2 protein-coding genes are annotated in these 765 nt (G+C 41.6%); one reads left to right on the plus strand and one right to left on the minus strand.

Going from position 1 to position 765, the window contains the following annotated elements; genetic code table 11:
* Positions 1-278, minus strand: a 278-nt coding sequence (locus AC3LHT_RS09155; protein WP_488662672.1) for a hypothetical protein, incomplete at its 3' end; no start/stop codon positions are given.
* A gap of 49 nt (positions 279-327) precedes the next feature.
* On the opposite strand from AC3LHT_RS09155, the gene AC3LHT_RS09160 reads away from it, so the two are divergent.
* Positions 328-765 (plus strand): response regulator transcription factor (locus tag AC3LHT_RS09160; protein ID WP_488662673.1); only part of this gene is annotated, 438 nt, incomplete at its 3' end.

A 765-nucleotide genomic window follows, 5' to 3' on the forward strand; every position in this document is an offset into this window, starting at 1 on the left:
TCAAAAACTGAACCATAAAAGCCCTTTATTGCAATGGGAAAGCCCGCAAGAAATTCCGGATCTGAGGAAGGTTCGATAACGCCAAGACCAATCCCTGCCTCGGTTGATATTTTTTCGCCGCGGGAGCCATCGTATACAAAAGAAAGTCCATCATATCTCAATGCAAAAGGTTGATTTTTTGGTATAGAATGAAAATGAAAGCCCTCAAAGCCAATGGAAAATTGCCCATAAACCAAAACGGCAAACATCAGAGTCAAAAAGACAGGGAGCTTTTTCATTTTTCCACCTCCTGAAAAATTATATCATCAATGTGTTGGGGGTGTTTTGTTGAAAATTTTAGTTGTCGAAGATAATCAGGCACTGAGACAGCTTCTTGAACTCGAATTGAATCACTATGGTTATAATGTAGCCACCGCTTCAACAGGTGTGGAGGCTTTGAAACTATTCAAAGTACACAAACCTGAGCTTGTCATTCTGGATATAATGCTTCCTCAACTCGATGGCTTTGAACTGCTATCAAGCTTCAGGGAAAGGAGTACCAACACGGGTATAATTGTTTTGAGCGTTTTGAACACGAAGGAAAAGAGATTAAAAGCCTTTGAATTGGGTGCAGATGACTACGTAACGAAGCCATTCGATATGGAAGAGCTCCTTGCAAGGATAGAAGCTCTCGGAAGAAGACTCGGCCCGTTGTCAACTGCCGGCCAAGTTAAAAACCTGGAGAACATAGAACTACATGAAAGTTTAAGGGAGATTGAACGGGAA

Source organism: Kosmotoga sp., assembly GCF_982836095.1.